The organism is Waltera sp., from assembly GCF_046969025.1.
GTDB lineage: Bacteria > Bacillota > Clostridia > Lachnospirales > Lachnospiraceae > Acetatifactor > Acetatifactor acetigignens.
In genome coordinates this window covers 173,575-181,919 of sequence record NZ_JBKVQF010000004.1, presented here as the reverse complement: position 1 = coordinate 181,919, position 8,345 = coordinate 173,575, and the positions used below count along the sequence as shown (strand labels likewise).

Below are 8,345 nucleotides of genomic sequence, written 5' to 3'. Positions count from 1 at the left end.
GACCATATAATATCGTGTATTCATCTATTCCTCACTACTTCTTATCCGCACGCTGATTGCCCTTGAATTCCTTCTCCACATAGCAATGTTCATGCTTACCAACCAACTTATCACCCATATCTACCTTCAATTCTTCTGCAACAGTATGTGCTATTCTCTTTGCCAAGTTACTTTTGATTTCATCGTTTCGTCCCGGCCATAGTTTTACAATCACATGTGGCATATTTTCTCCCTCGCAATCTAATGAAATCTACCATTATCAACCTTATCCATTTCTTCGACTACCTGAATATAATAATCCAGCAACTCATATATCCAATCTTTCAATTCTGTAAATTGATAACCTAATTCCTTCGCCTTATCCGTACATATACTATATTCCGGTTCCCCATTGTATGGTGCATCCTCGCCAGAATTATCAATTATCGCTCTTGCTCCCGTCTTTTCTTCAACATATTCGATAATTTCCTTTATAGAAATCGTACCATCCGAAGCACCATTAATTGCTCCTTTAACATCTTTATCCACCAAAAATGTAAGGAATTTTCCTGCTTCGTCGGAACGAATATAACTCATCTGATAATCAACATTATCAATATTCATTGGAATAGATTTCATAGTATGTTCTACATAGAACAACAGCCTTTTTGTATAATCATCCTTTCCAATGGCAAATGGATATCTAACGGCAATCCAATTCTTTTCTGGATACTGCTGCCATAACGCACACTCTGCCTGACGCTTTATTTGCTCATAAGGGAATGCTTTTCTATCACACCATATCAGTTCATTTTCAATTCCATCAAAATCTGCCTCAACGGTATTGATATGTTTCGGGTTATACACAGATGTACTTGACATATAAATATACTTATCACAATCTATAACATCCATCACATACTTAATATCATTTGAGCAATATGCAATTTTATCAATTACTACATCGTAATGAGTACCGCTTAATGCCTCTCGTACACTTTCTTCCTTAGTCCTTTCCAGAAATATCCTTTTAACCTTATCCCCAAATGAATCTGATGCCTTCCCACGTGTTGCAATTGTTACATCATAACCTGCGGTTAAAAGCTCATTAACCATATGTATACCAAAAAATCGTGTTCCACCAATAACTAGAATATTCACTGTTGTGCCTCCTTGTTTCTATATTTCACCACTTTCAAACGCCTTTTTCACCTGTTCCAAATCGGAATACTTGCCCTTTATTATCTGCAATATTTCTTCATCCGGTTGCCACAAATCCGGAACCATGATTGGCTTGCATCCCGCTCTGTAAGCCGATAGTAATCCGTTTTTTGAATCTTCAAGAGCTATACACTCTTCAGGATTTTCATTTAACATTTCACAGGCTTTTATGTAAATGTCCGGCGCTGGCTTAGATTTCTCAACCATGTCTCCACAAATAATTGCGGAAAAGCAATCTATAATTCCGGCATCATTTAGATGTTTTTCCACTTCCCAACGCGGTGATGAAGAAGCAACTGCCAACTTGGCATTTGCATTTTTCAAATACTCCAACAAGACATACAATCCTTGCTTTACAGGCACTTTATTATTTTCATAATAGTTTTTTAGAAATTCTTTTGTGTATTTACGCAATTCTTCCTGATTATACCGATCACCAAACTCTTCGTTCCAAATCTCATAAGAGGCAACAATGCTCATACCTAAAGTTTTATAGACCATATATCCGGCTTTTCCAATTCCAATCTTTTCACCGGCATAATCCCAAGCCTTTATAAACACTTTCTCTGTATCAAACATCAGTCCATCCATATCAAAAATAACATTCATTTTCTTTACCTTCTTTTAAAGTTCTATCAATCCATTTTCGTCAAAGTAATAAATATTCTCTTTCTTATATCCATACTTTGAATCTGGAAATGCTATGTGCGGTTCAAATGTAAAATACTTTACATCGCCAAGCTTGGTCATATTACCTTTTTCAATGTAAACTCTATCACCTTTGGTTTTTACAATGGAATGTCCCAGATTGCCCATAAAATCAAGATTAACAAATCCATTTTCCACTATGAACTCATTCATATGATAGTACAATTTCTCAAAGGTTGTTTCCTTCGTAGCAAAACGTAACAATTCTGCATGTAATTTCTCTTCCATCTGGAGACCGCTTTTCCATTCCGGATTTTCAATCAGCCCTATATCCTCTACAACCATGCCGTTTTCTACAATAATAGTTCTCGCATAGTCTCCCCAGATATTCCCCACCTGTGGACTTAAATCAATGGTTATTATATCGTTGTTTCCTATAACTCTATCCGAAGTTACATACTGCTTACCAGATACAGAAACAGTTGTTTCATCTCCTGCAAATACAAATGCACCAACATCCCAATACCAGAACGAATCTGCACCCAACTCTAACAGTTTTTCCTCACAAAACTTTCGGATCTCAAGTAAATTCATTCCCGGCTTGATAATTTTCTTTATGTATTCTATAGTCTGTTTCGCTACCATCTGTATCCGACTGTAAGATTGCTTTTCTATCTGCAGATACTTTTCAATCAATTTAGGCTGAATCAGTGGATAAGTCCAGTTTTCAGTCAACTCATCCATAAGCACAACTTTCTCCATTTCGCTATGTAATTCTTTCGCAAACTCTGTTATCTCTGCAAAGCAAAGCAGTCCAAATGTTTCTTCACCAGTATCATTTACTCTAGTCTTACCTGTCACCGAATATACGCATATTGGTTTTATCTCAAATTTGATAGCCCCTGTTTCTTCCTGCAACTCTCTTTTAGCAGTTTCAAGAATATTTTCCCCAGCTTCTCTATGCCCTCCCGGCACTTCATATGTATCTCTTTCTTTATGCTTGCAAAATACCCACTTGCCGTTACTCTGTGAGATAATTACTGCAAATTTCAATAGTTCATCATTAACTGTATCATAAAATTTTACTTCCATCACATTTTCCCTTCCCATTCCAGCATAAACTCATTCAGAAATTCCTGCATTACAACCTGTCTATGTTCTGCCAGTTTCTTTCCCTCAGTCGTATTCATCATGTCTTTCAACAAAAGCAACTTTTCATAGAAATGATTAATGCTTGTAGAATCTTGATTATTCCGATACTCTTCTTTATTCATTCCCATTTTAGATTTTATTTCCGGATCATAAATCTTTCTTCCCCTACTACCACCATATGCGAATGTTCTGGCAATTCCAATAGCTCCTATAGCATCAAGTCGGTCTGCATCCTGCACACATTTTCCTTCTATGGTATCAGGTACGACTGAATCAGTTCCTGCAAATGAAACCTCATCTATAATTTTGCATACCGCCTCTATCCTTTTACCATCTATTTTGTTAATTGTCATAAAATCAACTGCATTTTTCTTGATAGCATAATTGTCGGGAAAAAGCTTAATATCATCCACATCATGTAACAGAGCTGCCAACTGCACTGTTTTAACATCTGCATTTTCCTGTTTTGCGATTTTAGTAGCCAGTTTATATACTCGTATCGTATGATAATAGTCATGACCACTACTGTCTCCCGAAAATATACTTTTTATAAATCTCTTTTCATTATCTGTCATCTTTTCTCCTAATCAACCTAGCAACGCAATATATTGATTTATGAAAGTCATTACTCTCCCCACAAATAGAGTCAAACTAGAGCCATTTGATAAAACAAATGCCGGAAGCCCGCATAAATACAGGCTTTCGGCATTTTAGTCCGTTATTCAAACTCGACAATTACTAATCAATTTTGTTTAGAGATTATTGGTTGCCGTGTTCGCTTTTCTTTCAATTATTTGATTTATCCATATTATCCTGCCTATATGGGCTAATGTTATCAGTTTGTTATCGGTGTTGATAACACTCGCTCCGTAACTGTGGATAATAACAATATGTTCCGATTCAGATTATAAACGGTTTTGCTTAGAAAAGCAACAGTATATAATTAAAAACAGTAACCACTTCAGACAAATTAAATACAACTACTATTCCTTATTTATATTCGCCATCTTACTAACGCCGATATACATTTTTATGAATTTCCAATAACTGCTTTAACACATCCTCTATCATCTCATTATTTTCGGTATAAAAAATGTTCTCTTTCTCGTTCAAAGTATTTTCCATGATCTCGATATTGCTATCTTTATCAAAGCAACCTTTTATACTTCTAAAATGATTAAATTCAATAGCAAAATCCTCTCCATCATAAATAGAAATACTAATCTCTATATCTTCAATCATAAAATCGGCATAACTGTTTTTTACATGAAAGTCCTTCTTTAAGAACGGGAGTTTTTGGTTTGGCAGTCGATACCGAACATTGTCTTTTTCTAATTCGTAAAGTTCTCCTTTTACGAATCCTAATTTCTCTGCATTCATTTCAAATGCTTGATTCATATTTCTTTCTGTAATTTTCCAGTTAATAAATACAATTGCAAATATAAGCAAACCAGCCAACAGACACATGCCCACTAATCGAATTGCCTTTTTATATTTATTGTAAAAATCTATTTTCTCAACAAACTCTTTATCCTCGTTTAATAGCTTATCCAAAGAAACATGATAGGTGTTACAGATATCAATCAACATTTGAAGATCTGGCAGACTTCTTCCATTTTCCCAACTGGAAACTGTCTGTCTTGAAACACCAAATTTTGCTCCATATTCTCCTTGAGTCATGTTTGCTTCAGTCCGAGTTTTTTTTATCATCTCTGCAACTGTCATTTCAGCTCACCTTTCCATTGTATAATAATGCGCTGTCTCAAGTATGCCATAATCGTGTATTTTACACAAGATATTATCGTTTTACATGCATGTAAAGTAACCTTATCCTTCTAAAATCCAACTGTAAAAGGCTATTTGCTTTATTTTTTTCTTCCAACAACCTATACTTTCATTAACAACAGCAATTGCCGTACAGATTTAGAAAGGATGAATTTTATGAATGATATTATTAGAACCCAAAACCTTTGTAAACATTACAAAGAAACAATCGCTTTAGATAATGTTTCCCTTCATATTCCTCGAGGTGCTATCTATGGATTGATTGGAAATAATGGTGCAGGCAAGACAACTTTAATGAGAATACTTTCTAATTTGCAAAGTCCATCCTCAGGAACAGTTGTTAAATCTGAAAATATTAAAATCGGTGCCATTATTGAAACACCTGCATTATATCCTACCTTAAGTGCAAAAGGAAATTTGAAGTATCAGCTTAAAATTTGTGGATGTCCATCAAAGGAAGTAAAGTCGAAGATTGCTGAACTATTAGAACTGGTACATCTGAAAGATACTCGAAAACTGGTAATGAATTATTCATTAGGTATGCGTCAGCGTCTGGCTTTAGCAATGGCACTTGTAGGAAATCCGCAATTCCTCATTTTAGACGAGCCTCTTAACGGACTTGATCCTGAAGGCATAAAAGATGTCAGAGCTATCATCGCAAAGTTAAATGAAGAGTATGGTGTTACCATTATGATTTCAAGTCATATCTTAAGCGAACTTCAAAAAGTGGCAAACCACTATGGTTTCCTCAAAAATGGTGTTTTAATTCAAGAATTCTCTTCATCAGAAATAGCCGATACCGATTTAGAAACTTTTTACTTCAAAAATTTTTTATAGAAAAGCAGAAAGGAGACTTAAAGAGTGAAAAATAAAGTAGATTTTTGGGCGCACTTATATAAGGGTTCATAAAACCCTGTTTTTACAAGTATAGAAAGCAGAAAAAATGTTAGTTATCGTTGCGTTTCACTAACTTAGAGCTGTCGTAACCAAGGCTTTCAAGGTAAGCAAACACATTGTTCTCATTCAAGACGACACTCTCTACATGATTCTGAGGGTCCATCAATTCCTCATAGTCAGTAGGGGTAAAGGGCTTCTTTTCTGAAACCATGTGGTAAATACAGACCATCATCATTCTTGCAATGGCAATGATTGCCTTTTTGTGTCCACGTCGCTTTTTGATTCGACCATATTTGATTGCAAAATAAGGCTGCTTTTTGCTCTTAATTGCAGCAAGGGCACATTGAACCATCATTGGTTTCAGGTAATCGCCTGCTTTGGCAATGCGGACAGACTTTTTCTTACCAGCGGATTCATTGTTGGCAGGAGAAAGTCCGCACCAGGAACACAGATGTTTTGCATCATCAAAAATATCCATATCAACGCCTGTTTCTGCAAGAACAATCGTGGAACTTAACTCTGTCATGCCGGGCATGGTACTGACAAACTCCACGAACTCGTAATAAGGCTTGATGCGGACATAGAGTTCCACTTCGGTCTGGGTAATCATATCATCGAGATATTCCAGATGCCCCCGGGCAAGCTCTAGTTTTTTAGCCTGATCTGTTTCAATAGTGTAGCCTTTGATGGCTTCGATGATTTCATCAGACTTGGATTTAGCCCCTTTCTTTATGAGTTTGCGGACAGCTTTTTCATCCATGGAATCGGCAGTATGCTCCAATAGATAAGAGATGATTTCAGTTGCTGTCTTGCCAAAAGGATCAGAAAGAACACTGGCAATGCCGACATTGGAAATGGTCATACAGTTCTGGATGCGATTCTTCTCGGAAGACTTCATGCAGACCAGCTTGAAACGGTATCTGGAAAGTTCCCTAAGCTGACGAAAATCTTTTGGAGGAATAAAGGAACATCTGACAAGATCAAATTTGTAGAGGTCGGCAATCCATTTAGAATCCTTTTTGTCCGTTTTCTTGCCTTTAATGGCTTTGACATACTTCGGATGTGTAAGGCAGACATCAATGTCATTTTCGAGATAATTAAAAATAGGAATCCAATACTTTCCGGTGGATTCCATACAAACATGATAGCAATTATTCTCGATAAGCCAGTTGTGAAACCTTTGAATATCTGAGTTGATGGTTGAAAAAGATTTTTGCAGATATTCGGATATGCCGTCCTTATTGGTAGTTACGATGGTTGCAACGATAACATTTTTGTGGACATCAAGTCCACAGCAGATGGAGTATTTTAACTTCATCATTAAGTATCACCACCTTAATAAAAAGGGAATAGCAACATTGACTGTCATCCTGCGACTGAATAAACATGGTTTATTACCAATGATAAGAGTCCGGGCTCAATGTCCCACTTGTTTGTGCTTGTAAGGATGACGGCACATATAACTATACGGGGTCGAAATAAATTCGCCACTTCTCCTTCCGTGCTCTGTAGTGTATTGCTATTCCTTGAAAGAATTATAAATCAAAGAGTGGAGGGGCACAACATTTTTCATAACTTGTTTGTGCCTTGAGCGAAGCGAAAGGAATGACAAAAACTATGAATAAACTTTTATCTATGGAACTAAAGCGTGCTGCAAAATCTCCAATTCTATGGCTTGGAGTAATCGCAGTAATTGCCATCAATGTTTATGGAATCTTATTAAATGGATATGGTTTCAAAATCTTTACAACAACATTTTTATTGGAAAATTCTGACCTGATATGTATCATTTTGGCAGTGTTGATTCCGTTATACTTAGGGAGTGACTTTGAAAACAGAACAATCAACAACAAGATATCCGCAGGATATACACGAAAAGAGATTTATATTGTCGAACTAATCGTCAGTAGCATATGTGCTACAGTTCTCTTTGTTGCTGATATATTATCTGTTTTCACAAGCTCAAATATTGCTGGATTAGAATTTAGTGATAAAGTCAATGTAACTGAATTTGCATTTCATGCTGCGATTGCTTTTGTGTGCATCATCACAGTATCTGCTTTGTACACTATGATTGTAATGATTTCACATAAGCAACTTATCAGTCTTGGAATTGCAGTTATTCTAACCTTAGCATTGTTGACATTAGGTGGAAAGTCAGTTTCCAGCTTAAATCAATCAAGCACTTGGACTGATCCTATCACTCATGAAATTGTGGAAAACCCTCTACGAATAGATAGTTTTGCCCGTACAGCAAATAACATTCATGTTTTAGTATCACCGTTTGCGCAGGCTGAATTTCACAGTTATCTGCTATTTGAATCAGAATTCGGCACAAAGGAAGAAACTTCTCTTATTTTCAAAGACTTTCCTTACCACATAGAATTTTGCCTGTTCAATATTCTGGAAATTCTTCTGTTTTACAAGATTGGGATTCGTATTTTTAGAAAGCAGGACTTGAAATAGTAACTTTAATAGTCTTTGTCCCCTGCATTATAAATATGCTTAATACAGATTTTATTAAGAAGGTAAAAACGGTCGCAATATACGCCTGCTTTTACCTTCTGATATTAAATTCATGAATTTATGATTTATAATTATATACATCAGCCGCCTACATTGTAAAGCAAAAAGCAAGCCATTTTAGACTTGCTTTCCGCCAC

Annotated in this window: 9 protein-coding genes; 2 read left to right on the top strand and 7 right to left on the bottom strand. The window is 36.0% G+C overall.

Features of this window, described 5'->3' with window-relative positions; translation table 11 throughout:
- Positions 1-34: 34 nt before the first annotated feature.
- The 6 genes from ACLTOH_RS03490 to ACLTOH_RS03465 form a co-directional block, all read right to left on the bottom strand.
- Positions 35-223 carry a tautomerase family protein gene (locus ACLTOH_RS03490; protein WP_278951457.1) on the bottom strand — a complete coding sequence of 63 codons (189 nt, stop codon included), beginning with the start codon at positions 221-223 and terminating at the stop codon, positions 35-37.
- Between the two features lie 17 nt (positions 224-240).
- Positions 241-1,140 carry an NAD-dependent epimerase/dehydratase family protein gene (locus tag ACLTOH_RS03485; protein WP_349153386.1) on the bottom strand — a complete coding sequence of 300 codons (900 nt, stop codon included), beginning with the start codon at positions 1,138-1,140 and terminating at the stop codon, positions 241-243.
- Positions 1,141-1,158: 18 nt separating this feature from the next.
- On the bottom strand, positions 1,159-1,809 hold the full coding sequence (locus tag ACLTOH_RS03480; RefSeq protein ID WP_148448689.1) for an HAD family hydrolase: 651 nt from the start codon (positions 1,807-1,809) through the stop codon (positions 1,159-1,161).
- Between the two features lie 15 nt (positions 1,810-1,824).
- Positions 1,825-2,940, bottom strand: coding sequence for a M24 family metallopeptidase (locus ACLTOH_RS03475; RefSeq protein WP_412223391.1), 1,116 nt, complete (start codon positions 2,938-2,940; stop codon positions 1,825-1,827).
- Positions 2,940-3,575, bottom strand: coding sequence for an HD domain-containing protein (locus ACLTOH_RS03470; protein WP_118053393.1), 636 nt, complete (start codon positions 3,573-3,575; stop codon positions 2,940-2,942). The genes ACLTOH_RS03475 and ACLTOH_RS03470 overlap by 1 nt, the downstream gene beginning before the upstream one ends.
- 436 nt (positions 3,576-4,011) lie before the next feature.
- Positions 4,012-4,725: a helix-turn-helix domain-containing protein gene (locus tag ACLTOH_RS03465; RefSeq protein ID WP_003864626.1), complete on the bottom strand. Its 714-nt coding sequence runs from the start codon at positions 4,723-4,725 to the stop codon at positions 4,012-4,014.
- A 216-nt stretch (positions 4,726-4,941) separates the two neighbouring features.
- Between ACLTOH_RS03465 and ACLTOH_RS03460 the strand changes: the two genes are divergently transcribed.
- A complete protein-coding gene (locus ACLTOH_RS03460) occupies positions 4,942-5,622 on the top strand; it encodes an ABC transporter ATP-binding protein (protein WP_040466133.1) in 681 nt (226 codons plus the stop codon).
- A gap of 109 nt (positions 5,623-5,731) precedes the next feature.
- Here ACLTOH_RS03460 and ACLTOH_RS03455 read toward each other — a convergent pair whose 3' ends face one another.
- Positions 5,732-7,003 carry an IS110 family transposase gene (locus tag ACLTOH_RS03455; RefSeq protein ID WP_022204360.1) on the bottom strand — a complete coding sequence of 424 codons (1,272 nt, stop codon included), beginning with the start codon at positions 7,001-7,003 and terminating at the stop codon, positions 5,732-5,734.
- Between the two features lie 296 nt (positions 7,004-7,299).
- On the opposite strand from ACLTOH_RS03455, the gene ACLTOH_RS03450 reads away from it, so the two are divergent.
- A complete protein-coding gene (locus ACLTOH_RS03450; protein WP_003864628.1) occupies positions 7,300-8,148 on the top strand; it encodes an ABC transporter permease in 849 nt (282 codons plus the stop codon).
- Positions 8,149-8,345: the final 197 nt, after the last annotated feature.